Origin of the sequence: Brockia lithotrophica, from assembly GCF_003633725.1 — a bacterium.
GTDB classification, from domain to species: Bacteria; Bacillota; Bacilli; order Thermicanales; family DSM-22653; genus Brockia; species Brockia lithotrophica.
Map to the genome: position 1 here is coordinate 108,634 of NZ_RBIJ01000001.1, position 23,699 is coordinate 132,332.

At 66.4% G+C, this 23,699-nt stretch carries 20 protein-coding genes; 15 read left to right on the plus strand and 5 right to left on the minus strand.

Annotated features, from left to right (window positions below; translation table 11 throughout):
* Nucleotides 1-29: 29 nt before the first annotated feature.
* Entirely contained in the window at nt 30-1,637 is a 1,608-nt protein-coding gene (locus C7438_RS00485) for a spore germination protein (RefSeq protein ID WP_170143447.1), read from the minus strand.
* Nucleotides 1,638-1,802: 165 nt separating this feature from the next.
* Between C7438_RS00485 and C7438_RS00490 the strand changes: the two genes are divergently transcribed.
* A complete protein-coding gene (locus C7438_RS00490) occupies nt 1,803-2,390 on the plus strand; it encodes an Asp23/Gls24 family envelope stress response protein (protein ID WP_121444007.1) in 588 nt (195 codons plus the stop codon).
* Here the strand turns inward: C7438_RS00490 and ftsW are convergent.
* On the minus strand, nt 2,292-3,482 hold the full coding sequence (ftsW, locus tag C7438_RS00495; RefSeq protein ID WP_170143448.1) for a putative lipid II flippase FtsW: 1,191 nt from the start codon (nt 3,480-3,482) through the stop codon (nt 2,292-2,294). The genes C7438_RS00490 and ftsW overlap by 99 nt on opposite strands.
* 212 nt (nt 3,483-3,694) lie before the next feature.
* Between ftsW and C7438_RS00500 the strand changes: the two genes are divergently transcribed.
* Complete coding sequence (locus tag C7438_RS00500; protein ID WP_211321989.1) at nt 3,695-4,138, plus strand: CBS domain-containing protein; 444 nt, start codon at nt 3,695-3,697, stop codon at nt 4,136-4,138.
* 121 nt (nt 4,139-4,259) lie between these two features.
* Here the strand turns inward: C7438_RS00500 and C7438_RS00505 are convergent, their stop codons facing one another.
* Nucleotides 4,260-4,961, minus strand: a complete 702-nt coding sequence (locus C7438_RS00505) for a helix-turn-helix transcriptional regulator (RefSeq protein WP_170143449.1) — start codon at nt 4,959-4,961, stop codon at nt 4,260-4,262.
* A gap of 342 nt (nt 4,962-5,303) precedes the next feature.
* Between C7438_RS00505 and C7438_RS00510 the strand changes: the two genes are divergently transcribed.
* Together C7438_RS00510 and C7438_RS00515 are read left to right on the plus strand one after the other, a co-directional pair.
* Nucleotides 5,304-5,678 (plus strand): Spx/MgsR family RNA polymerase-binding regulatory protein, encoded by a 375-nt coding sequence (locus tag C7438_RS00510; RefSeq protein WP_121443408.1) that lies wholly within the window; start codon nt 5,304-5,306, stop codon nt 5,676-5,678.
* Nucleotides 5,679-5,898: 220 nt separating this feature from the next.
* Nucleotides 5,899-6,669, plus strand: a complete 771-nt coding sequence (locus C7438_RS00515; RefSeq protein ID WP_121443409.1) for a hypothetical protein — start codon at nt 5,899-5,901, stop codon at nt 6,667-6,669.
* Between the two features lie 9 nt (nt 6,670-6,678).
* Here C7438_RS00515 and C7438_RS00520 read toward each other — a convergent pair whose 3' ends face one another.
* Together C7438_RS00520 and C7438_RS00525 are read right to left on the minus strand one after the other, a co-directional pair.
* On the minus strand, nt 6,679-8,955 hold the full coding sequence (locus C7438_RS00520) for a Ger(x)C family spore germination protein (RefSeq protein ID WP_121443410.1): 2,277 nt from the start codon (nt 8,953-8,955) through the stop codon (nt 6,679-6,681).
* The gene (locus tag C7438_RS00525) at nt 8,956-10,329 is read right to left on the minus strand and encodes a spore germination protein (protein ID WP_170143450.1); all 1,374 of its coding nucleotides are present in this window, start codon (nt 10,327-10,329) and stop codon (nt 8,956-8,958) included. It abuts the gene before it with no gap.
* A 97-nt stretch (nt 10,330-10,426) separates the two neighbouring features.
* Here C7438_RS00525 and C7438_RS00530 point away from each other — a divergent pair, with 97 nt between their 5' ends.
* The 11 genes from C7438_RS00530 (at nt 10,427) to murD (ending at nt 23,678) form a co-directional block, all read left to right on the plus strand.
* Nucleotides 10,427-10,906 (plus strand): hypothetical protein, encoded by a 480-nt coding sequence (locus C7438_RS00530; protein ID WP_121443412.1) that lies wholly within the window; start codon nt 10,427-10,429, stop codon nt 10,904-10,906.
* 24 nt (nt 10,907-10,930) lie between these two features.
* The gene (locus tag C7438_RS00535) at nt 10,931-12,160 is read left to right on the plus strand and encodes an adenosylhomocysteinase (RefSeq protein WP_289626224.1); all 1,230 of its coding nucleotides are present in this window, start codon (nt 10,931-10,933) and stop codon (nt 12,158-12,160) included.
* Nucleotides 12,161-12,353: 193 nt separating this feature from the next.
* Nucleotides 12,354-12,821 (plus strand): division/cell wall cluster transcriptional repressor MraZ, encoded by a 468-nt coding sequence (gene mraZ / locus C7438_RS00540; RefSeq protein WP_121443413.1) that lies wholly within the window; start codon nt 12,354-12,356, stop codon nt 12,819-12,821.
* Between the two features lie 6 nt (nt 12,822-12,827).
* Complete coding sequence (gene rsmH / locus C7438_RS00545; protein WP_121443414.1) at nt 12,828-13,751, plus strand: 16S rRNA (cytosine(1402)-N(4))-methyltransferase RsmH; 924 nt, start codon at nt 12,828-12,830, stop codon at nt 13,749-13,751.
* 73 nt (nt 13,752-13,824) lie between these two features.
* Entirely contained in the window at nt 13,825-14,358 is a 534-nt protein-coding gene (locus C7438_RS00550; protein ID WP_121443415.1) for a hypothetical protein, read from the plus strand.
* Nucleotides 14,355-16,196 (plus strand): peptidoglycan D,D-transpeptidase FtsI family protein, encoded by a 1,842-nt coding sequence (locus C7438_RS00555; RefSeq protein WP_121443416.1) that lies wholly within the window; start codon nt 14,355-14,357, stop codon nt 16,194-16,196. Before C7438_RS00550 ends, C7438_RS00555 begins: the two co-directional genes overlap by 4 nt.
* A gap of 76 nt (nt 16,197-16,272) precedes the next feature.
* The gene (locus C7438_RS00560; protein ID WP_121443417.1) at nt 16,273-18,204 is read left to right on the plus strand and encodes a stage V sporulation protein D; all 1,932 of its coding nucleotides are present in this window, start codon (nt 16,273-16,275) and stop codon (nt 18,202-18,204) included.
* Between the two features lie 124 nt (nt 18,205-18,328).
* Nucleotides 18,329-19,843, plus strand: a complete 1,515-nt coding sequence (locus C7438_RS00565; RefSeq protein ID WP_121443418.1) for a UDP-N-acetylmuramoyl-L-alanyl-D-glutamate--2,6-diaminopimelate ligase — start codon at nt 18,329-18,331, stop codon at nt 19,841-19,843.
* On the plus strand, nt 19,836-21,245 hold the full coding sequence (locus tag C7438_RS00570) for a UDP-N-acetylmuramoyl-tripeptide--D-alanyl-D-alanine ligase (RefSeq protein ID WP_121443419.1): 1,410 nt from the start codon (nt 19,836-19,838) through the stop codon (nt 21,243-21,245). Before C7438_RS00565 ends, C7438_RS00570 begins: the two co-directional genes overlap by 8 nt.
* A gap of 19 nt (nt 21,246-21,264) precedes the next feature.
* On the plus strand, nt 21,265-22,224 hold the full coding sequence (gene mraY / locus C7438_RS00575; RefSeq protein WP_121444010.1) for a phospho-N-acetylmuramoyl-pentapeptide-transferase: 960 nt from the start codon (nt 21,265-21,267) through the stop codon (nt 22,222-22,224).
* Nucleotides 22,221-23,678, plus strand: a complete 1,458-nt coding sequence (murD, locus tag C7438_RS00580) for a UDP-N-acetylmuramoyl-L-alanine--D-glutamate ligase (RefSeq protein ID WP_170143451.1) — start codon at nt 22,221-22,223, stop codon at nt 23,676-23,678. Before mraY ends, murD begins: the two co-directional genes overlap by 4 nt.
* The last annotated feature ends 21 nt before the right edge of the window (nt 23,679-23,699 follow it).

Consider the following 23,699-nt stretch of genomic DNA (forward strand, 5'->3'; position numbering starts at 1 on the left):
CCGCGCTCCTGCGGAAACCGGTTTCTCCCCTACGGTTTCGGGTTCCGGGGGTTCTCCCGCGCGGGGATCCTGTGGAAGGGGAGGCGAAGGCGGAGCTCGGCTTGGGGCATGGCCGTTTCCGGGTTGTGGGTTTCCTCCCAGAAGGTGCGGCGGAAGAAGGTGTCTTTGGAGGAGGGGAGGTAGGGGGCGACGGGGGCCATGTGCCCTACGCCGAACGGTTCGTGGGAGACCATGTAGGCGAGGAGGACGGCGAAGAGCGTGGCGATGCCGAGGAAGCCGAAGAGGGCGGCGGCAAAGATGAAGAAAAAGCGCATGATCCGGAGGAAAAACCCGAGGCTCTGGTCAGGGATGGCGAAGGAGGCGAGGGCGGTGATCGCCACGACGATCACGAGGATGGGGCTTATAAGCCCGGCCTGAACGGCCGCCTGCCCGAGGATGAGGGCGCCGACGATGCCGATCGTAGGTCCGATCTGCGTGGGGATCCGCGTGGAGGCCTCCCGGATGAGCTCGAAGCTGAACTCCATGAGGAGGACTTCGACGACGGTCGGGTAGGGGACGTATTCGCGCGATCCGGCGATGGAGACGAGGAGGTCGAGGGGGATCGTTTCCGGGTGGTAGTTCACGGCGGCGACGTAGAGGGCGGGCGCGAGGAGGTTCAAAAAGAAGGCGGAGATCCTGAGCCCGCGGAGGAAGTTTCCGTACGCCCACCTCTGGTAGTGTTCGTCCGGCGTGTGCAGGAGGTTCCACTGCGGGGCGGGAGCGATGAGGACGAAGGGGAAGTTTTCCTGGATGAGGACGACGTGGCCTTCCAGGAGGTGGAAGGCCGCACGGTCCGGCCGTTCCGTTGCGAGGAAGGAGGGAAGGAGGCTCTTGGGGTAGGGGTCGAGGAGCTCCTCGATGAAGACGACGCGCTGAAAGTCTGCCTGCGCCAGCTCGTCGAGCCGCCGGCGAAAACGGTCGACGAATTCCTCGCTCGCCGTTCCCTTGAGGTAGAGAAGGGCCACCTCCGTCCGCGTCTCTGTCCCAATGCGAAAGGACTCGTGGACGAGGTTGGGCGAGCGCAGGTAGCGGCGGAGGATAGCGAGGTTTTGGTGCAGGTCTTCCACAAAGGCTTCCTGCGGCCCCTTAAGGACGTGTTCGATTTTGGGTTCTTGAACGGAACGCGTGGGGAAGAAGGAAAAGTCGATGGCGAAGGCGCGGCGGATCCCGTCGATGAAGAGGACGATGTGCCCGTCGAGGATGTGCCGAAGCGCGTCCTCCATTTCGTCCACGTAGTCCAGGTGGAGCGAGTCGAGGATCGTCGTGATCTCCGTGTAGGCCTTTTTCCCGGTGATGGCGGTAACCCGTTCGTTTAACGGCCGGATCACGGCCTCGTCGATCGTGCTTTCTTCGATCGTCCCTTCCAGGTAGACGATGGCCGCCTTGCGCCGGCCGTATGTGATGTGGCGCACCTTGAGGTCGACGTTTTGCGGCGAATGAAAGTGCTCACGAACCTTGGCGACGTTCGTCTTGAGCTTAGAAGAGATGGGGCACTTGGGACACTTCGGCCCCGGCACGCCCGTGCGCTTTGCCGCCGCCTCTTCCAAGGTGCGCTGCTTTTCCCGGTGGCGCCGAAAGACGGACCAGGGGCGGAACACGGCGGTCCCTCCCTCCGGGTGCCCTCTCCGGCGAGGGCGTACCCTCCGCATTGGCAACTTCCGCCTCGCGTCTAGTTTTTGCCGGGGCATGCAGGAATATGAAAACCGCTGCGGTATAATGAAGCGAGAGCGGCAACGGCCGCCGCAGGCAAAGGAGGCCGGCACATGCCGATGGAGACCTTCGGGAGAGAACCTCGAGACGAAACGGGGCGTTCGTTGGGGGAACCCCCGTCGCATTCCGAAGCATCGTTTGCGCAGTCGAATAACAAGTATTCCAAAGAGTCGGAAACAAAAGAGCGCGGCGTGGCTATGGAGGTGATCTCCCTCCTCGTTCGCCTCGCCGTAGAGGATACACCCGGAGCTTACCTCGCAGAGGAGCCGTATGTGGGCGGCTGGGTGTACCGCCTTTGGGGGAGGCCCGCCGGGCCGGCGGTGCAGCTGCGCCGGGAAGACGGTCGGCTTTCCGTTTTCGTGCGCCTTGCCGTCGACTATGGTGCGGACATCCGGAGCGTGGCGCGCGAAGTCCAGAGGCGCGTCCGCGAAGATGTGGAGCGTCTTACGGGCTACGTCCCGGACGCCGTGGACGTCTTCGTCGAAGACGTCCGCGAGAGAAAGGCTCGGCCTCCCGAGCCCACCGCACAGGGCGAAGGTCGTTCAGCCGGAAACCCGACGGAGTCGGGAGATCGCCAAGGCGATGCCGACCTCCCCGAGGCTCAATACGAGGGACGTTCCTCCGTAGCTGATAAAGGGTAAGGTCACTCCAGTGATCGGAAGGAGCCCCGTCACGCCCCCGAGGTTGAACATCGTCTGGATGGAGAGGGAAGTGGCGATGCCGTACGCCAACGTGCGGGCAAAGGGATCGTCCGTGCGTGCGGCGAGAAAGGCGATCCGGAGCACGAGGGAGGCGAGGAGGAAGAGGAGGAGCGCGCCGCCGATCGCGCCGAGTTCCTCGAGTACGACGGCGAAGATGAAGTCGTTGTGGGCGTAGGGGAGGTAGTAGGCCTTTTGCGTGCCGTAGCCCAGACCTACGCCGACCAGCCGGCCGTGGGCGATGGCGTACAAGGACTGGATGAGGTGGTATCCACGCCCCTGGGGGTCCGACCAGGGATCGAGAAAGGCGAAGAACCGGTTCATCCGGTACGGGACGAAAAAGACGGCCAGGGCGACTCCCGCCGCGGAAACGACACCGACGAAGAGGAGGTGGCGGAGGTCGGCGCCGGAGAGGTAGAGGACGACGAGCGTCGTACCGAGGAGGATGGCCGCCGTTCCGAGGTCGTTTTCCAAAAGGACGAGGAAGGCGAGGCTTCCGCCGACGAGGAGCGGCGGCAGAAACCCCCTGCGGAACTGCGCGATCCGATCCCCCCGATTGGCGACGAAGGCGGCGAGGTACATGAGGAGGGCGAGTTTGGCGAATTCGGAAGGTTGAAAGGAGAGGCCTCCGAACCGCAGCCAGGAACGCGAACCGTTGACTTCCGTGCCCACGTGTGGGATGAGGACGAGAACGAGGAAGGCGTAGGCCGCGGCGAGGGCGAGCGGGATGAGCTTTCGGAGGAGGCGGAGGGGGGTGTGCATCGCCACGACGAGGACGACGCTCCCAAGTCCCGCCCAGAGAAGTTGTCGCTCGGCCCAGTTCAGAGCGCCGGGTTGCAAAAGGAAGTGGAAGGCGGACGTCGTTGCGGAGGACCGGGACGAGGCGGGGAGTTGGACTTCGGGCAGGCTGGCGCTCCACACCATCGTGAGGCCGAAGATCACGAGGAGCACCGTGAGGAGGAGGAGGACGTAGTCTGGACCGGGCGATACGGCCGTTCGCTTTTCCGATCCGGCGAAGCCCTTCCGCGGCGACACGGAAGAAAAGGGGATTACCGCAGCGGGGTGCTCATGGGGGAGACGTCTGGGAGAAATCGCCTTTCACCTCGTCCACAGCTAGTTTCTCCTCTCGGTTCCGATTATACCGGGATTTCGGGACGAGCGGGCGAGGGCGTTTCGGCCGTGCGGCACACATAGGGGCGGAGGATCTCGCAAAGGATAAGGGCGGATCTTCCGAGGAGGTGAACGCCGTGACCCGCGTGGCCGACGTCATGGCCCGGCAGGTCGTCACCGCCGATCCGCAGATGACGCTTGTGGAAGTCGCACGGCGGATGAAGGAGCACGACATCGGCGCGTTGCCCGTCGTCGGCGCGGACGGAAAGCTTCTCGGGATCGTCACCGACCGCGACATCGTCGTCCGCGCGCTTTCCGAGGCGAAGGACGGGAATCTGCGTGTGGCGGACGTGATGACCCCGAATCCCGTCACCGTCTCCCCGGATCGTCCGCTCCTCGAGGCGGCGAAGCTCATGGCGGAGCACCAGATCCGCCGCTTGGTGGTTGTCGACGGAGGGCGTGTCGTGGGGATGTTAAGCGTAAAGGACCTCACGGAGGCGGAAGAAGGCTTTCGCTTCGTGGACACGGTGATTCGCGAAGTGTCGGAGACGGCGGAGGAGCACGGAGCGGAAGTCCACTGAGGGGCCGGATTTCTGCGGGTATGCGGACGAAAGCCGGGCGGTATCCCCGCCCGGCTTTTGGCGTTTTCTCCTGTGGGGATTTTTTCTTTCCCCTTCGGCGAATCGGGGTCCGGAAAGACGTTTACGGGAGCTTTACGGCGATGTACTCGCAGTCGAGGTCGCCGTGCACCATGCACTTTTCCTCGATCAGGTCGACGCGGCCCCCGATCGTCTCGAGGATCCCCCTTAGGTATGCCTGGTGCATTTCGCAAATCACGGGGTAGTCGTGGATTTGCTCCATGAAGGGGCAGTTCCGTACGCGGAAGCGGAACATGGGATCTTGTACCTCGAGGAGTTCGGGGTAGAGATCTTGCTGTTCCGCGATGCGGATGGCCGCTTCGACGAGCCGGGGGAAGGGCTGGTCTTCCGCTCGGAAGTGCTCATCTTGGAGGTAGCGGTGCCCTACCTCGACGCCCAGGCGGTACCCCTCTTCGACGAAAACCTTTTTCGCCTCTTCGCCGAGGCGGTCCAGCGTCCGCATCGCCACCTCGGAAACGAAGGCGTAGTCCCGCGGCGGGAAGGACACGGTTTCCCGCTTGAGGGTTGGGGTGTAGACCTTCCCCGGCCGACCGCCCTTCCCGGACTTTTCCGCACGGGACGTGACGAGGTTTGCCTCTTCCAGCTTCGTGAGGTGCAGCCGGGCGACGTTGGGGTGGATCCCGAAGTGTTCGGCGACTTGGGTGACGGTAACCCCCTCTTTGTTGGCCAGGACGTAGCGGTAGATGTTGTAGCGGGTCGGATCGGAGAGGGCGCCTGTGATTTTCAGAACTTGTTCGCTCGCCATGGTCGATCTTCCTTTCCTGCCGTTGTGGAACGCCTTTCCCCTGGCCCGGTAGAGAAAGCGCTTACCCGGTCGTCCCAAATGGGAGTTCCGCATCTCCGGGAGGGGCCACGACCACCTACCATACCAGGGATAGTATATACGATGGGAACCGGAGAAATCAAGCATGAACTGGTAAATAAAAATATTTTGACTTTTCACGGGTGCCTTGACGCCCCGGACGGGCGAGGCTACAATACATTGTAGCGAGTATTGTTCTCAATCCGTTTTTCGGGCGGATGAGAACGCCGGCACGGCCCGTGCACCGTCTCGGGCCTCGAGATCGAACAAGGTGGGGTGAGGAAAATGGCGCCGCGCCGAAAGGGTAAGGTGATTTTCTACACGTACCCGAGCTGCACGTCGTGCCGCAAGACCAAGGAATGGCTCAACCGCCACGGGATCCCCTACGAGGAGAGGCACATCTTTCGGAATCCGCCGTCTCCGGACGAGCTCAAGGAGATGTTCCGCCTGACCACGGAAGGGACGGACGAGCTTTTGTCCAAGCGCAGTCAGGTCTTTAAGTCGCTCGGTATAGACATCGAAAACCTCCGCTTTACGGAGCTCCTCGAGCTCCTTCACCGTGAACCCCGCCTCCTTCGGCGGCCGATCATCACCTACGGGGACCACCTGATTGTCGGCTACGATCGTGAGGCCTTGGAGGTCCTGCTCGCCTTGGCGTGACGCGGAGACGTCGAACAAATGGGAACTTCGGATGAACGGAAGGGGGTCGCCGCCTGTGCGGCGACTCCTTTTGTGTGTATACCTTTTCGTCTTTTCGAAAACTACAGGGGAGTTTGCTATACTAGGGGTAGGCGCTGCGCCGGTCACTTACCTTCCGGCCGCCCCGCTTCTTCGGGTTTTCCCGGTGTGGGGACGTACGCCGTGTGGGAGTGGACGAGAGATGAAAAGGGAGAGGTCCCGTTCCTACGAAATCTGGACGCCCGAGGATGACCGCATTTTGGCGGAGAGCGTGCTCTCTTCGCTTCGTCGGGGAGGCACCCAAAAGGCCGGGATCGAGGAGGCCGCAGAGCGCCTCGGCCGTTCCTACGCCGCCGCGAGCTACCGCTGGAACCGCTTCGTGCGCAAGGATTACGCAAAGGAGCTTGCCGCCCTCCGCAGAAGTGCCCGCTCGAAAGGGGCTTTTCCCCAGGAGATTCCGCCTTCCTCCGCTTTCTCCCCTGCGGCACCGGATCCTTCCGCCCGCGCCCGCGAGGTTCTCCGGAAGATTTCCGCACTTCTCGAGGAATTGGAAGAGCTCTTCGGGGATGGGTCCGTTCCGGGTTCCTTCCCCTCGCATAGAGGTGCTTCTGTCGGTCCGTCCCTTCCCTCGGCTTCGGTTTCCCCCTCGGCTCCTCCGTCTGGTCGGGCGTCTCTTTCGGCTTCGGCCCTTTCCGAAGGGGAGGCGCTCGGGGAGAAAGGGAAGGGGGAAGGGGGAAGCTCCTCTCGCGAAAAGCCGGAGGACAAGGGAGAACAGCGACCTCCGCACCGGAGGGCAACGTTGGGTGCAAGCACAATCCGGAGGGTCTCGCCTCTTTCCGCAAAGAAAGAGGAAGGGGGAGGCAGGGAGATTCGCCTTTCTCTCGCGTTTGCAAGGGAACCGGGCTCGTTGGATGAAAAATCGGACGCCCTCACCCCCATCTTGGAGGCTCTGCGCGACCTCGAAGACTCGTAAGGCTTTCGTCTAGCGGTTCGTGTGTACCTCCAGGCTTCCCCGGTCGACGATGCGCACGAAGACCTCGACGCGGACGTCGCGAAGGCGCCGAGGCGCCTTCGCGACTTTTGACGAGGGCGCGGTCTGCGAAAGGGGCAGTCCGTAGGGGTTGAGCCCTTCCTCTCCGACCTTTTGTAAGACGGTTTGGGCGGTTTCCGCCAGGGTCTTGGCGGCACGCGCTTCAAGTTCGGACTTTGGGAGCCCGTCGGAATTTTCCTCGACGGCGGCGTCGACCCGAAGTCGGAGGTGAAGGGTCGTCCCGTCCTCGAGCCAGAGCTCCGTGCGCCAACGCCCCGGGGGACTCACGAGGAGGGCACCGTTTACCCGCACGCTGAGGGGGATTCGTTCGCGCAAAAGCGCGTTCAAAAGGACGGCCTCCTCGCCGCGGAGTTCCAGCCGCGGCCGGGCCTTGTCGCACACGTAGAGGGAATCCACGCGGTAACCTTGTTTCTCGACGCTCACGACGGGGAGGACGGGATCGAAATCCGGCTCGAGGAGCCTGCGCCCCACGTCGAAGAGTTCTGCCGGGTAGAGGTCGGGGTTGTCTTCGCCCGTTCGTTCCAATAGGGAGAGGAGGTTGCTCCCGGGGATTCGCTCGTCGGGCGGTTTGATCTCGAGGACGTCTCGGGCGGAGGGCCGTCCCACCGCGACGAAGGCGGTCACCTTGATTTCTTCGCGGCGGAGGAACCCGTCGAGGAGTTCACCCAGCGTACGGTGTGAGAGGGCGTCCTCGCCGATCACCACGACGTTGAGGTGGGAAAAGTCCAGGTAGCTGGATGAGCGCGTGCGAAGGGTTTCCACGGCTTCGGCGAACCCCGAGGCTTCCGTTTCCAGGAGGAGGAAGCGGTTTTCTCCCTTTTTGATCTCGGGGCTGGGGATGACCACCTTAAACGTAAAGCGTAGGCCTTCTGTTTCGTGTTTCTTCGGTACAGAGGTACTTTCGGTGACGCCGGGGCCGTCTACGCCCACGGCGATGACGAACGCGTGTTGCTCGATGTCGCGGTAGTTGCACCCGGCGACAAACGCCGCGCTTCCGCCGAGAAGGAGGGCGACGAGTGCAGCTTTCCCTCCGCGGAAGCCCCTTCTCGCGCCTTGGGGAGACCGTTTTTGCGGGGGGAGGCGCACGAAGAGTCCAAAGACGAGGAGGGCGACGAGTTCGGCCGCAGGTAAAACGTCGAAGAACATCGCCACCGCCCGGTACGTCCCTTCCGTACCCAGGAGGTTCCAGAAAATGGGGAGGAGAACTAGCCCGGTGACGGCAAGGAACAGCCACGGGAAGAGCCGTTGCCGCCGCATACCCATAAAGGCGGGAGCGTCGAGCTCGGGGGTCGTCCCCCGAGCTCCTTTTCGTTTGGCAGATTCGCCGAACAGGGCGGCCTCGAAGAGGCGGACGGAGGCGGCCCAAAAAACGGTAGCGGCGAGGGAGGAGGAAGTGAGGGTGACGAGCACGAGCGTGAGGAAGTCCTGCTCCATCGGCGAAAGGTACAGCCGCACGGCACTCGCCGCGCTCAACCACGGGTACGGTGCTCCGGAGAGGAGTTCCGGGCCGAGGAGGGAGAGGGGGAGGAGGTAGAGGAAGACGTAGGCGAGGGCGAGGAAGAGGAAAACGAGGGCGTAGGGGAAGAGGCGCTTCGGGGGTTCGAGGACGTGGAGGAACCCCGCTAGGGCCAGCGTCCCGGAAAAGGGAGCAAAGGCGGCGGCGATTTGCCCGTACGTGGGCAGCCCTGGACGCAGGAGGTGGCGCCATGCAAGGTCCCATCGGGTATGCGGCTGAGTGAGCGTAGGTGGCAGGGACACGAGGAGGACGAGGATCCCGAGGAGGGCGAGCACCTCCACTGCCAGAAGGAGCTTGGAAAAGGGGAGTCGTGCGCCGTAAAGGGCGAGGGCGGCGAAGAGGAACACGGGGAGCGAAAGGTAGGCCGGAGCCCCAAGGAAGCGTATGGCGACATCTGCGGAAAAGAGGATCGCAAAACTCCCCCACGCGAGGTACGTAAGGCCGAAGGCTGCCGCCAGCGGTCGCGCCGCGGGGGACGGAAACACGGCGGTGAGCTGATCGTGAAGCGGGGTGTAGGGAGCCTTGCGCCAAAGGGTGCCGTAGGCCAAAGCGAGGACGATTCCCAGAAGGCTGCCCGCCGCGAGGGCAAGACCGTCCCCCGCCGGGGAGGCGAGAAGGAGGTGGGGGACGAACCCGAAGCCGGCCATGAAGTACGTAGCGAGAAAGACGTACAGGGCAAAGCGTGGCTGCACTTAGCGTCCCACTCCTTTGCCGGACGTCCCCGCGGAGAAGGGAAGGTAGAAGTACGGTTCGCCAAAGCTCTCCCTTTCGGCGAGTGCGAAGAGGTAAACCGCAAACCCCACGAGGATTCCCGCGAGGCCGAAGAGGGAGGCGAGGCCGATGAGCGGATAGCGCGCGATGCGCACGGCGTACAACATGGGGTTTACGGGGACCACGAAGCTCGAAATGGCTACGACGGCGATCACGAGGATCATGACGTCGGAGACGATCCCTGCGGTGGTCGTCGCCTGCCCGAGGATGATTCCGCCTACGGTGGTCGCGGCGGCGCTTATGCTCTTGGGCAGGCGCATCGAGGCTTCGAGAAGGAGCTCCACAGCGAGCATCATGAAGAGCACTTCGAAAAACGCGGAAAAGGGTACGGCCGCCCGGCTTCCCGCCACGGACAACGTGAGCGGGAGGCGGATCGCTCCGGGGTTGTACACGGTGAGGGCCACGTAGAGTGCGGGCGTAAGCAGCGTGACGAGGACGGCGGTAAAGCGCATGGTGAGGAAGAAGAGGCGCGCGATGCCGGGATGGTACACGTCGTCCATGGAGGCGAAGAAGTCGAAGAAGTAAGCCGGGGCGATGAGGGCGAACTCCGAGCCGTCGAGGAGGAGGGCCACCTTTCCGTGGGTGATCTCCTGCAGGATTCGGTCGGGTCGGTCCGTGACCATGTACGAGGGGAAGAGCGTGAACTTCCCGGCAAATACGCGCTCGAGTTGTCCGGCGGCGAAGAGGGCGGGCAGGTCGGGCGTCTGGATCGCCTTGCGGAGGGCTTCGAGAACGTGGGACTTCACGAGGTCGCGGTCGTAGACGAGGGCGACGTTGGTTTGGCTGCGCGTACCGATTTCCCCGAGCTCGATGGCGAGGTTGACCTGCTTGTAGCGAAAGCGGAGGAGGTTGAGGTTGACGAGGAGGGTTTCGCTCAGCGAGTTGAGGGGGCCTTGGAGGACGGGCTCGACTTCCGTCCGCTGAACCCCCGTATCCTGGAGGAGGCGAAGGTCGAGAAGGTAGGGCTCTCCTTCGAATTCCACGAAGACGGCCCCGTTTAGGAGCATCTTGGCCGCCTGTCCTTCGTCGGCGTAGGGGATACCAAAGGGATGGCTCTTCAGGTAGTCGCGGAAGCGGGACGCATCGGTTTCGAAGAAGACGCGCACGAGGTAGCGCTGGATCTTGTCTTCGTCGGCCACGGTCTTGACGTAGAGAAGCGTCGCGCGCTTCGGGCCGTCTTCCAGGGTTCGGGATACGAAGTCCGCCAGTCCTTCGAAAGTGCGGCGAAGGGCATCTTGGGGACGCAAAGGGGAAGCGCTTTTGTCTTGGGTCCCGCTCCTATCCTTTTTCTTCATTTGTCCCCTCCTCTCGCCCCGAGTACCGGAATTCGCCGGGTGCGGAAGTCTCTGCCACGGGTTTCTTTTCCTAGGTTGGGAGGCGGCGGCAGGATTCATGCGCCGCATGCAAAATTTCCGCGCCGAGGGAGGAGTTTGCCCGCGGATGACGAATTGTGCCCAGGAAAGGGTGTTTGCGGAAAGGGGGTCGGCCGTGCCGCAAGTCGTGCAGCACGTTCTGGCGGCGTTGGTCGTCGTCCCGCCTCTCGGCTTTCCCCTCGTGTGGCTCGTCGCATACTACGTCACGCGTTCCCCTTCGGAGGCGCGGGAGTGGGCACTCGGGGCGACCTCGCTCCTCTTCTTCCTCGCGGACTTCGTCTTGGGAGAGGTCGTGCGCTGGGGAGGGGTCGGGCGGTTTGCCTTTCTCTTCGGGTTTTTTGCCGCCTTCGCCGCCCTCGTCGCCTACGGGGTGCGGCGCGGACGGAGGGTGAGGTTCCCCCTCGGCCGCGTGGCCTTGCGGCTGGGGCTTTTGTATTTCGGCGGCGTGTACGCGCTCCTCGTCCTCGTGGGAATCTTGGTAACGGCATGGAACTTGTAGCACAAGGGAGGTAGGGATACGGCCGTGGACCTCGGCGAACGCAAGCTCCTCTGGGTAGAACGCTTCATGCCCGTTCTCAGGACGCTTCGGGCAGAATTCGAACGCACGCGCCCCTTTTCCGGCCTCACGATCGCCATCGCCCTTCACCTCGAAGCTAAGACGGCCTACCTCGCAGACACGCTTCGGGCGGGCGGTGCAGAGGTCTACCTCGCGAGCTCCAACCCTCTCTCCACGCAGGACGACGTCGCCCGGGCCGTGGCGGCGCGCGGCGTCCGCGTCTTCGCCCGCCGGGGAGCGACGCAGGAGGAGTACGAGGCATACCTCGAAGAGCTCGTCCGGGCCCGTCCGCACCTTCTCGTGGACGACGGCGGCGACCTCGTCCACCTCCTGCACACGCGCTACCCGGAAATCGCCGCGAGCGTGATCGGCGGGGCGGAGGAGACGACGACGGGGATTTTGCGCCTCAGGGCGCTGGCGAGGTCGGGACGCCTGCGCTTTCCCATGGTCCTCGTGAACGACACGCCCACGAAGCACCTCTTCGACAACCGCTACGGTACGGGACAGTCGGTGTGGGACGCCTTCGTTCGGACGACGAACCTCCTCGTCGCGGGGAAGACCGTCGTCGTCCACGGCTACGGGTGGTGCGGGAAGGGCGTAGCCCAGCGCGCCCGCGGACTCGGGGCGGAGGTCGTCGTCACGGAAGTCCATCCCGTGCGGGCTTTGGAAGCCCACCTCGAGGGGTTCCGTGTCCTTCCGGCCCTCGAGGCGGCGGCGATCGGCGACGTCTTCGTCACCGTGACGGGGAACGCGCGCGTCCTCGGACGCGAGCACTTCGCCCGCATGAAGGACGGGGCGTTCCTCATGAACGCGGGCCACTTCGACGTCGAGGTCGCGGTTTCCGAACTCCGGGAGATGGCCGTCCGCATAGACGAGGACGTTCGGCCCAACGTGGACGCGTACGTCCTCCCAGACGGCCGTACGCTTTACCTCCTCGGCAAGGGTCGGCTCGTGAACCTCGTGGCCGGCGACGGCCACCCGGCGGAGATCATGGACCTAAGTTTTGCCCTGCAGGCCCTCTCCCTCCTCTACCTCCGGGAGCGCCACGCGCGAGAAGGGCGGCTTGCTCCGGAGCTCTTGCCCGTGCCGCCGGAGGTAGACGAGGAGGTAGCGCGCCGGAAGCTCGCCGCCCTCGGGATCGCGATTGACCACCTCACAGAAGACCAAAGGCGTTACCTCGAGGGAGAGGAAGCGTAAGGTCGCGGCTCTCCCTGTTCCCCTCGGCAACGCGCGGGATTTCCTCCCATCGGACAAGCGGACGATCGAACCGCCCGGGAAGCCCTTCCCGGGCGGTATTTTCGTACGCGGCTCGGGGAAGGATTTTTTGCCGTGGCGCCGAAGAACATAGCGTAGGTGGGGCAAAGTGGGGTAAAGTGGGGAGGTGAGGGGGATGTTCCTCGGGGAGCACCGGCACGTGCTCGACGAAAAGGGTCGGCTCACGATTCCTGCCCGCTTCCGCGAGGAACTGGGTTCGCCGTTCATCCTCACGCGCGGACTCGACGGCTCCCTCTTCGCCTACCCCCTTGGCGCCTGGCGCACGCTCGAGCGGCGCCTGCGCTCCCTTCCCTTTACCCGCAAAGAAGTCCGTGCCTTTACGCGCCTCCTCTTTGCCGGCGCTGTGGAGGTGGAACCCGACCGTCAGGGCCGGATCAACATCCCGCCCAACCTCGCGGCCTACGCCGGTTTGACGAAGAACGTCGTAGTCGTCGGGGTTTCCGCGCGCGTGGAGATTTGGGACGAGGCGCGCTGGGAGGCGTACGTCGCCGAAGGAGAGGCGAAGTACACGGATCTCGCCGAGTCCCTCATCGATCTGGACCTCGACGAGGGGTGGGAAGATTCCGGCGCGGACATCCCGTAAGGAGGCGTGCGCGTGCACATACCCGTCCTCCTTCAGGAAGTGGTGGAGGTTCTCGCCCCCGCTCCCGGGAAGATCTTCGTCGATGCGACGGTCGGCCTCGGGGGGCATGCGCGGGAGATCCTCGCGCGCTTGGACGGCGGGCTCCTCATCGGCATCGACCAAGATCCGTCGGCTTTGGCCCGCGCGGAGGTCGCCCTGGGCGAGGTGGGGGGGCGCTTCATCCTGAAGCGCGCGAACTTTGCCGACCTCGAGGACGTCGTACGTCCCTTGGTACCCGAAGGGGTAGACGGAATCCTCTTCGACCTCGGAGTCTCCTCCCTCCAACTCGACGAGGCAGAACGGGGGTTTACCTACCGCGCGGACGCCCCGTTGGACATGCGCATGGATCCCGAGGGGGCGGTTACTGCCGCCGACCTCGTCAACACCCTGTCCGAAGACGAGCTCGCTCGAATCCTTCGTGAGTACGGGGAGGAACCCTTTGCCAGGCGCATTGCCCGCTTCCTCGTGGAGGCACGGGCGCGCTCGCCCATCACCACGACGGGAGAACTTGTGGAGATCGTGAAAGCCGCAATTCCCGCCCGCTACCGCAGGCGGGGAGGGCATCCGGCGCGCAGGACCTTCCAGGCGCTCCGGATTGCCGTAAACGACGAATTGGCCCGCCTGGAGACTGCCCTCGAGCAGGCGATCCGCCTCCTTCGTCCCGGCGGCCGTCTGGCGGTGATCTCCTTCCATTCGCTCGAAGACCGACGCGTGAAAGAAGCCTTTCGCCGGGCGGTGTACGGTCCGGAGTCGACCGCACCGTACTCCGGCGCCCCGCGCCCGACCTACCGCCTCCTCTTGCGGAAACCCGTAACGCCGACGCCGGAGGAGGTGGCGCGCAACCCCCGTGCCCGGTCGGCGAAGCTCCGCGCCCTGGAGCGGGTCACGTGATCCGCCGCCCCAAGTTCGTGGTGCGAACCCTTCGAAACCGATGTACCTCGACGAGATGGAGGGAGGGTTTGTCGTGCACCCCCCGCTTCGAGGATCCGCGGCTCTCCGCGCCCGCCCTGCGGAATACGACCCCGTCCCAACACCGCCGCTTCCGCGGTCGCCTCGCCGCGCGCGTCCTTCGGGGTCGCCGGAGGCGAAGCCGACCGCCCCTTCGTCCGTACCCTTTTCGGGTGCAGAAAAGCGCACCTACCTCGGGTACGCGGTATTGGCGCTCCTCGTTGTCTTCGCCTATCTCGCGCGCATGGCCTACCTCACGGGGCTCGGCTATGAAGCGTCTCGCCTCGAACGGGAAACGGCCGCCCTGCGGCAGGAAGTGGACCTTCTTACGGCGGAGGTCGACCGCCTGAAGTCCCCCGAACGTCTGCGCGAGGTTGCCGCAGGGCTCGGCCTGGAGAAGAACGCGGGAACCGTGGTGCGCGGCGACGGGACGCCCCAAGGTGTGGCCCAACTTGGCAACCGTCCCCCGACCGGTTCGCCCGTCGTGGCGCGTGTCTCGCCGACGCAGGGGGGAGAGCCGGACGCCATACGTCCGGAGACGCGGCCGTGACGTCGCGGGGGGACGTCGGCGGGGGGAGACGCCCGGGGAACGCGCACCGCGCGTTCCGCACGGCTGCGTACTTCTTGGGCGTGTTTGTCGCCTTCCTCGTCGCCGTGATCGGACGCGTCTTCTACGTACAGGAGGTGTGGGGCCCCCAACTCCTTCACGCCGCCACCGAACAATGGGTTCATTCGCGCGAAGAAGAGGCGCCCCGCGGATCCCTCTTGGACCGAAATGGCGAACGCCTCGCGTACGACGTTCCCGCCTTTGACGTCGTCGCCCTCCTCGATCCCCGGGCTCCCGAACACGTCGAGGACCTCGAGGCGACGGCCCGCGCCCTCGCCCGCGGGCTCGATGCTCCCGAGGAGGCGATCTTGAACACGCTGCGGGAAGGGCGCGAACGGGGGAGGTACCAGGTGGAGTTCCGCCCCTACGGGTGGAAGCTCCTCCCGCACCGCAAGGAAGCTCTCGAGGAAGAGCTGCGGCGCGCGGGCGTTCGGGGGGTCGTCTTTCGCCCCGAGGTCGGACGGTACTACCCCAAAGGCGAGTACGCCGCCTACCTCCTCGGCTACGTAAACCGGGACGGGAAGGCGGAGTACGGCCTGGAGGCGGGATTGGATGCCGTACTCCGCGGCACGCGGGGAAAGACTTCGGTGCCCACGGACAACCGCGGCGTACCCCTCCCTTACGCCGAGGTCCAGGGTGATCCGCCGCGTCCGGGAAAGGACGTCGTGCTCACGATCGACGTCCGCCTGCAGGCGATCCTCGAGGAGGCGCTTCGGGAGGCGGACGAGGAACTCCACCCCAAGGGCATTTGGGGCGTGCTCGTCGATCCGTGGACGATGGAGGTGCTCGCGGCCGCCGCCCGCCCGACCTTCGATCCCAACCGGTACGAGGCGATTTCCGAGTACACAAATCCCTTCGTGGGCAGGCTCTACGAGCCGGGTTCGACCTTCAAGGTGCTCACCCTAGCCGCGGCGATCGAAGAAGGCGTGTACCGCGACGACGACACGTACCAGGCGGGGGTGTATGCACGTCCGGAAATCTCGCCCCCGATCCGCGACTGGTCGGACCCCAGGGGATGGGGGAAGATCACGCTGCGCGAGGGGATCGTCCGCTCGAGCAACGTCGCCGCGGTGATCCTCGGGTACGAGCGCCTGGGACGGGAGCGGCTTGCCCGGTACGAACACGCCTTCGGCGTAGACGAACTGCCGTTTTCGCTCACGGGACGGGCTCCGCTCCCCGGATCGGCGCGCGGTCGGCTGCCCGACTTTGCCGCTGCGCCGCCGCGCGACGTGGCGACGACGACGTACGGGCAGGGACTCGAAGTGACGGCGTTTGGCCTCGTCCGTGCCCTTTCCGCAGCGGTGACCGATGGGGTACTGCGCGATCCCGTGCTCGTGAAGTGCGTTCGCGACGCCAACGCCGGGACGTGCACTTCCCCCACGGCCTCTGAAGGTCGACGCGTCGTTTCGCCGGAAACGGCGGCCAAGGTGCGGGAGATCCTCGCCGACGTCGTAGCCCGACCCGAAGGTACGGGACACGCCTATGCCGTGGACGGATACCGCATCGGCGGCAAGACGGGCACAGCGCAAAAGGTCGATCCCCGCACGGGAAAGTACGAAGCGCGGCGGTACATCTATTCCTTTTACGGATTCCTCCCCGTAGACCACCCGCGGTTTGCCCTCTACATCGCCGTCGATGAACCAGAACGGCCGGCCGAGGGGAGCGGCGAGGTCGTCGCCCCGATCTTTCGCAAGGTCGTCGAGCAGGCAGCGCCTCTGCTCGGCGTGGAGCGCGAAGGGACGGGTTCTCCCGCGGGGGAAAGCCGCATACGAGTGAGGTGAACGTTGGACTTGTCGTGGGTGTCTGTCCCGCCCTCGTCCGATCGCGTGCGGCAGGTGCCCCGGGGAGGACGGACGCGTGCGGCGCGAACCTTCTCGACGCCTCCTCGCCCTCTTCGGCCTCGCCACGCTTGCGCTTGTCGTCTTTGCCTTGCGCCTGTTTCACCTCCAGGTGCTCATGGGCCCGGACCTCGCGGCCAAGGCCTTGGAGCTTTGGAGTCGGGATGTACCCGTAGAACCTCCGCGGGGGCGGATCCTCGACCGCAACGGGGAAATCCTCGCGACGAACCGCGAGGCGTACTCCGTCCTCGTCTTTCCCGCCCAGGTACGGGACAAGGAGCGCACGGCGGACATCCTCGCGCGCGAACTCGGCGCCGACCGGGAAAAGATCCTTCGGCGTATTTCGCAGAGGACGCTCGTGGTGCGCCTTTCGCCGGAAGGCAGGCGGGTGGACGAAGACGTGCGGCGGCGCGTAGAGGCGCTCGCCCTTCCTGGCGTCTACGTCGCCCCCGAGCCGGCGCGCATCTACCCCCACGGTTCCTTGGCCGCCCACGTCCTCGGGTTCGTCGGGATCGACAACCAGGGACTTTCCGGCCTCGAGCTCGCCTACGACGAGGTGCTGCGGGGGCGCCGTGGGGCGTTCAAGCTCTTCACCACCGCGGCGGGCGAGGCGCTTCCCGGGCTTCCCATGCTGTACGACGCCCCCGAAGCCGGCTACGACGTCGTGACCTCCCTCGACCTCCGTCTGCAGGAGATCTTAGAGAACGCCCTCGACGACGCCTGGCTCACGTACAAGCCCGAGGCGGCCATGGGGGTGATCGCTGACCCCCGAACGGGGGAGATCCTCGCCATGGCCTCGCGGCCCACATTCGACCCGAACCGCTACCGGGAGTATCCGGCCGAAGTGCTCAACCGCAACCTCCCGATCTGGCGCGTCTTCGAACCCGGCTCGACGTTTAAGATCGTCACCCTGAGCGCCGCCCTCCAGGAGAAAAAGGTCGACCTCGAGCGCGAGCACTTCTTCGACCCCGGCTACATCATCGTCGCCGGCGTAAAGATCCGGAACTGGAAGCCCGGAGGACACGGCGACCAGACCTTTCTCCAAGTCGTGGAAAACTCCAACAACCCGGGCTTCGTCGAACTCGGGCTCCGCCTCGGCAAGGAAACGCTCTTTCGCTACATCCGCGCCTTCGGCTTTGGAGAAAAGACGGGCATCGACCTTCCCGGGGAGGCCAAGGGAATCCTCTTCCCCCTCGAGCGCGTAGGTCCCGTGGAGCTCGCGACGACTGCTTTCGGCCAAGGGGTTGCCGTAACGCCGATTCAGCAGGTAGCCGCCGTCTCCGCCGCCGTAAACGGCGGAACCCTCTACCGGCCACACCTCCTCAAGGAAGTACGCGACCCGCGCACGGGTGCGGTGGTCCACCGCCAAGAGCCGGAGGTGCGCGGCACGCCAATCTCCCCCGAGACCTCGGCGCAGGTTCGCTACGCCCTCGAATCCGTCGTCGCCCGCGGGACGGGGTACCGGGCGTACGTGGACGGGTACCGGGTAGGCGGGAAGACGGGGACGGCGCAAAAGGTAGGTCCGGACGGGCGCTACCTTCCGGGCGAGTACATCGTCTCCTTCATCGGCTTTGCTCCGGCGGACGATCCCCGGCTCGTCGTCTACATCGCCGTCGACCACCCCCAGGGAATCCAGTTCGGCGGCGTCGTCGCCGCGCCCATCGCCGGGCAGGTCCTCGACGCCTCCCTTCGGATCTTGGGAATTCCTCCGCGCGAAGGAGGTATTCCCCGGGAAAAGTACGTCTGGCCCGAGGTCCCGCCCCTGGAGGTTCCCAACCTCGTGGGGATGGGCGTGGACGACATCCGGCAAAGCTCCTACACCTTCGACCTCGAGGTCGTGGGGGAAGGGGAGGTCGTCGTCGACCAATCTCCTCCCCCGGGGACGAAGCTCGCCCCAGGCGAACGGGTGCGCATTCGGCTAGGGCCACGTGCCCCCGCGGAAGGTCGGTAGGCGCTTTCGTGACAAGCCTTGCAAAACGCCGTACAATGGGGGACGGTACGGGCAAGGTCGAACGTCGGATTCCCGCACGTCGGTCGACCGTCGCCCGGGGTCGGCCGTAAGGGAGGAACGGGGAATGCGTCTCGCCGAACTCCTCGCGCCGCTCCGCGTCTGGAGGGCGCGGGGGTTTCTCACCGTCAACGTCACGCACATCACCGACGACTCGCGGGAAGTCCTTCCCGGCAGCCTCTTCGTCGCCCGCCGAGGCACGACAGGCGACGGGCACGCGTTCATCCCCGACGCCCTCGCCCGCGGCGCCGTCGCCCTCGTCGTCGCCATGGGGCGGGGGGAGGAAGTCGTACGCCGCGGTGGCGTTCCCGAAGGCGTCCCCATCGTCGAGGTTCCCGACCCCCACCAGGCCCTCGCCTTTCTCGCCGCGCGCCTGTACGGCGACCCCACGTCCCACCTTCGCGTCGTCGGCGTCACGGGGACGAACGGGAAGTCGACCGTCGCCTACCTCGTGCAGCAGCTCCTCGAGGCGGCGGGGATCCGCACGGGCCTCGTGGGCACGGTGTTCGTCGACGTCGGCCGCGGTCCCCGTCCGGCGCAGCTCACGACGCCGGGCGCCGCCGAACTTCAGCGCCTCTTCCGCGACATGCGGATCCACGGCCTGGAGGCGGCCGTCTTCGAAGCGTCTTCCCACGCCCTCGACCAAGGCCGGATTCGGGGGGTTCGTCTTACCGCCGCGGTCTTTACGAACCTCACCCAGGACCACCTCGACTACCACGCGACGATGGACGCGTACGCGGAGGCCAAGGGCCTCCTCTTTGCCTTTCTCGGTTCGGAGGCTTCGGCGGAAAAGGCGGCAATTGTCCGCGGCGACGACCCCCATGCGGAGCGAATGTTACGGCGAAGCGCCGTACCTGTGTATACGTATGGCTTCGGACCGGAAAATGCCCTGCGCGCCGTCGACGTCCACCTGAACGCCCAGGGTGCGACGTTCGTCCTCGAGGCCTACACGGGCGAACGCCTACCCGCGCGCCTTCCGCTCCTTGGCCGCTTCAACGTGGAAAACGCCCTCGCCGCCCTCGCGGCGGCCCACGCCCTCGGCGTCCCCCTCAAGGAGCTCGTACCCATCCTCGAGTACGTCCGCCCCGTGCCCGGCCGGATGGAGCGGGTGGAGGCCGGGCAGCCGTTTACGGTGCTCGTAGACTACGCCCACACCCCCGACGGGTTGGAAAAGGCCCTCGGCGCCGTCCGCGAGTGGGCCGAAGGTCGGGTGATCGTCGTCTTCGGCGCCGGCGGCGACCGCGACCGCGCAAAGCGCCCGCGCATGGGCGAGGTCGCCCACCGCCTCGCCGACGTCCTCGTCGTCACGAGCGACAACCCGCGGAGCGAAGACCCGGAGGCCATCGCCCGGGACATCCTCTCCGGGATTCCCGATCCGCCGGAGCGGGAGACATACGTCGAGCTCGACCGAAAGCGGGCGATCCGCGCCGCAATTCGCCTCGCCCGTCCGGGGGACGTCGTGCTCATCGCCGGGAAGGGGCACGAGCGCGAGCAGATCGTCGGCCGCCTCCGCATCCCCTTCGACGACCGCGAAGAGGCCCTCGCCGCCCTGAGGGAGTTGGGGGGTGCGGAGGATGCCTGAGTGGCCGCTCGCCTTCTTCCTCACCGCGACCCGGGCGGAATACGCGGGGGACCTTGCGCCCGGGGCCGTGCGGGTGCGCGGCGTCGTCCACGATTCCCGCGCCGTCCGCGGCGGCGAGCTTTTCGTCCCCCTACCGGGAGCCCGAACGGACGGACACGCCTACGTCGCCGACGCCTTTGCCCGTGGCGCCGCGGCGTCTTTCTGGCGCCGGAGTGTCCCCGTTCCGGCGGAACTCCGCCGGAGGCCGCTCCTTTTCGTGGACGATCCCCTCGTCGCCCTTTGGGAGGCATCGCGGGCGCACCGCGCGCGCCTTCGCGGCCGCGTCGTCGCCGTGACCGGATCCGTAGGTAAGACGACGACCAAGGACCTCATCGCCCGCGCCCTCGCCGCCCGCCTGACCGTCGCCTACGCGCGGGAGAGCTACAACAACCACATCGGCGTACCGCTCACCTTGCTTGCGGCCGACGAGGACATCGACGCCGTCGTCCTCGAGATGGGGATGAACCGCCGCGGAGAGATCGCCGAGCTTTCCCGCCTCGCGCGGCCGGACGTCGCCGTGATCACCCTCGTGGGGGAATCGCACATCGGCCTTCTCGGCTCGCGTGAGGCGATCGCTGTGGCCAAGGCGGAAATCGCCCTCGGGATGGACGAGGGCGGACGGATCTACATTCCGGACGACGACCCACTCCTCCCCAAGGCGGCCTACCTCTTCGCCTTTCCCGGGGAGGTGCGCACCGTCGGTCCGCGGGGAAAGGACCCAGGCGGGCTACTCGAAGACCGGGGTCTGGACGGCTTTCGCATGTGGGCGGAGGTGAATGGGGGGCGCGCGGAACTGGACGTTCCGCTCCCCGGAGCCTTTGCCTGGCGCAACGCCCTCTACGCCCTCTTCGTCGCCCGCGACTTCGGGATTCCGCCGGCGGAAGTCGAGGCAGCCTGGCGTGAACTCGAGCGCTCGCCCATGCGCCTCGCCCCGCGGCATACGCCGCGGGGGGCGCTCGTCCTCGACGATACGTACAACGCCGCCCCCACGTCCATCCGCGCCGCCGTGTCCGTGCTCGCCCGCGTCCCCGCGCGCGAGCGCGTGGCCGTCCTCGGCGAGGTGGGAGAGCTCGGCGAGCACGCGCCGCGGCTTTACGCCGAACTCGGGGAAACCCTTCCCGTCGAGGGAATCGTCTACCTCCTCTTTGGCCCCGGGCTCGCCCCTCTGGAGGCGGCGCTCCGCGCCCGCGGCGCCCGCGTATGGCGTACGGAAGACCCGGAGGCGCTTCTGGCGGAGGTCCGGTCCTACGACCGCCCCGACGCGGTCTTGCTCTTTAAGGCGTCGCGCTACATGCGCTTCGAGCGCTTCGTCCAAGCCCTCCTCGCAGAAGGGTCGGGGGAGGGGGGGCCGACCGGTGGTTGAACGGGTCCTCCTCTTTGCTATGGCCACGTCCTTCCTCGCGACGCTCCTCATCGGACCCGCCGCGATTCCCCTTCTCCGCTGGCTCAAGGCCGGCCAGTCCATTCGCGAGGAGGGGCCGCGCTGGCACGCCAAAAAGAGCGGCACGCCGACGATGGGCGGGCTCATCTTCCTCGGCGGCGCGCTCTTCGCCCTCGCCTTCTTCGGCCACTGGACGCCGGAGACGGCCTTCCTCCTCGTGGCGACGCTCGGGTATGCGGCGATCGGCTTTGCCGACGACTTCCTCAAGGTCGTCTACCGGCGCAACCTCGGCCTCACCGCTCGCGACAAGTTCCTCGCCCAGCTCGCCCTCGCCTTTGCCCTCTTCCTCCTCCTCGCCGCGACGGGTCGGCTCGACCCGCGGGTATTCGTCCCCTTCGTCGGCGACGTCGCCTTAGGACCCGGTCCCATCGCCTACGTCCTCTATTTCGCCTTCCTCCTCCTCGTCTTCGTCGCCACGACGAACGCCGTGAACATCACGGACGGACTCGACGGTCTCCTTGCGGGCTCGGCGGCCATCGCCTTCGGCGCGTACGCCATCCTCGCCTTGGGGCGCGGGCACTTCGAGGAGGCGCTTTTCGCCGCCGCGCTCGTCGGGGCGCTCGTGGGTTTCCTCTTTTTCAACGCCCACCCGGCGCGCGTGTTTATGGGCGATACGGGCTCCCTCGCCCTGGGAGGTGCCCTTGCGGGTCTCGCCGTCCTCACCCGCACGGAGCTTTTGCTCGTCCTCTTGGGCGGGCTCTTCGTCGTCGAGACGCTTTCCGTGATCCTTCAGGTGATCTACTTCAAGCGCACGGGCGGGAAGCGCCTGCTTCGCATGTCTCCCTTGCACCACCACTTCGAACTCGTCGGCTGGAGCGAATGGCGCATCGTCGCCACCTTTTGGGCCTTCGAGGCCCTGTGCGCCGCCTGCGCCCTCACGGTGGAGGTGCTCGCCCGATGACGCGATTCCCCGTGGGATCCATCGCCTCGCCGCACGAGCGGGGGTGGTCCGCCCTGCGGCGGCGCTACGCCGGGAGGCGGGTTCTCGTCCTCGGCGGCGGCCGAAGCGGCGTCGCCGCCGCCCTCCTTCTCGCCCGGGCCGGGGCCCGCGTCGCGTTGAGCGACGTGCGCGAACGCCCGGAGTTCGCCGAGCTCGAGCGTGCAAAGGTTTCCGTGCGCATCGGACCGCAAGGGCCGGAGGTGCTCGAAGGGGCGGAGGTCGTCGTAAAGAGCCCCGGACTTCCCCCGGAACATCCGGCGGTGCGGGCGGCGCGCGAACGGGGAATTCCCGTGGTGTCCGAGGTCGGTCTCAGCCTGCCGCTCTTGCCGCACCCCCGTGTGGCGGTTACGGGTTCCAACGGCAAGACGACGGTCGTCCTCTGGACGCGCCACATCCTCGCCCTCGCCGGTTGGGAGGCCGTTGCCGCGGGAAACGTGGGCGTCCCGCTCTCGGGCGTCGCGGGCGAACTCTCTCCCCGGGCGCGTCTTGTCGCCGAACTGTCGAGCTTTCAGCTCGAGGACATGCGCCTGGCGAACGAGGCGTTCCGCGCGGAGGTCGCCGTACTTACAAACCTCTACCCACACCACGTCGACTACCACGGCTCGCTGGCCGCCTACGCTCAGGCCAAGGCGCACCTCTTTGCCGCCCAAGGGCCGGGGGACGTCGCCGTCGTGCGGGACGCCCCCGAGACGCTGGCGCTCCTCGAGGGACACCGTGGCCGGCGTCTCCTCGTCGGCCTCCGGCGGCCGGACGCCCCGTGGGCGGCGTTCGTCCGGGAGGACGGAGAACCCCGCCTCGCCCTCGCCTTCGGCGCCGCGGTGTTCCCCCTCTTGCCCGTGCGCGCCCTCCCCTTGCCCGGACGGCACAACGCGGAAAACGCCCTCTTCGCCGCCGCCGCGGCGCACCTCCTAGGCGCTAGCGTCGACGCGCTCGTCGAGGGACTTCGCACGTTTTCCGGCGTGCCGCACCGCCTCGAGTATGTAGGCGAGTTTTCCGGCGTACACGTGTACAACGACTCCAAGGCGACGAACCCCGAGGCGGCGGCGACGGCCCTCGCCGCCCTCTCCGGTCGCCCCACGGTCCTCCTCGCCGGCGGTCTGGAACGCGGGGAGTCCCTCTCCCCCCTCGCCCCGTACTTTGCCGGGCGGGAGGGAGACCTCCGCGCCCTCATCGCCTACGGAGAGATGGGCCCGCGTCTGGCCCAGGCAGCGCGGGAGGCGGGCTTGGGTTCCGTCCACCTCGTCCTCACCCTCGCCGAGGCGGTCGGCCGTGCGCGCGAGCTCGTTCGCCCCGGTGACGTGCTCCTCCTCTCTCCGGCGGCGGCGTCTTGGGACCAATACCCCGACTTCGAGGCGCGTGGGGAGGAGTTCCGCCGCTTGGTGCGCGAGGCGTTTGCCGCACCTTCGGGGCCGTAGGGCGAGGTAGGGGGTACGTTC